The following is a 1,043-nucleotide window of genomic DNA, read 5'->3' on the forward strand; positions in this document are numbered from 1 at the left end:
ATCTCATCAATGTACAGTTTAGTTAAAACACTCAACTTATAAGTCTCTTTAATCGGCAAAAAGTGAGCAGACTTAGTTAATCTGTCCACAATCACTCAAATAGCATCACATCCAGTCTTAGTCTTAGGTAATCCAGTCACAAAGTCCATGGTGATATGCTCTCATTTCCATTTTAAACAAAATTGTACGCAATACATGCACCAAAAACTGAAACAGCTCAGGTCTACTACGAATTTTAAAACACCAGCAATACCCTTCCCTTAACCTCAACCTCATCCTCACCCATTACCAGGGCCTGTTGGAACTGTTGGTCTTATTGGTCTTATTGGGCCAGGATATTACAGTCATTTTAACATAAAGCAAACCATCATTCTTAGGTAAGAAAAACATTCTCGAGATTTTCAACCAAGCATTTTCCCATGCTCCACAAAATTTACAGATAGAATACTCACCAATCAAAATTTAAGAACAAAATTTCACAGGTCAAAATCAAACAAATAACATGTACATGTAGATACCAAGAGAAAAACAAATCACATATACTAGGGCTTGCTTTAAAACAAATCACGAAAAATTTTCCAATAGACCTTGGTTCAAAAATCAGTTATAGGAAAACCTTTATTCCTCAAAGTCCATACTTACAACTTTTAGAGAAAATATTATAAAACTCTTTCTATATCAACAATAGCCTCAAAATATGAATGAAATCTCATAACTTTCTCATCTAAAGCTTGAGCTTCTATTATACGAGTATTTATCAAAGGCTGAACAGCAAAATTACACAAATGCCCTTGTGATCCTTCACTTATATCATAGATCGCATAATCTTCAAGGACATTCCACATTTTCCATCTGTCTACAGCTAAGCTATGCACACGAGAATGAGACTTTCTACTCAAAGCATCAGCAACTACATTTGCTTTCACAGGATGATATTTAAGTTCAAAATCATAGTCTTCCATATATTCCATCCAACTATGCCAGCTCATATTTAAATCTTTCTGAGTAAAAATATACTTTAAACTCTTGTGATCAGTAAATAC

The 1,043-nt window shown here is 33.8% G+C and carries 1 protein-coding gene; it reads right to left on the bottom strand.

The features are described from left to right. Window positions 1-659: 659 nt before the first annotated feature. Window positions 660-1,043, bottom strand: a 384-nt coding sequence (locus HLA95_RS27455; protein ID WP_222185133.1) for a ribonuclease H family protein, incomplete at its 5' end; no start/stop codon positions are given.

Origin of the sequence: Geminicoccus harenae (assembly GCF_019800005.1) — a bacterium.
GTDB lineage: Bacteria > Pseudomonadota > Alphaproteobacteria > Geminicoccales > Geminicoccaceae > Geminicoccus > Geminicoccus harenae.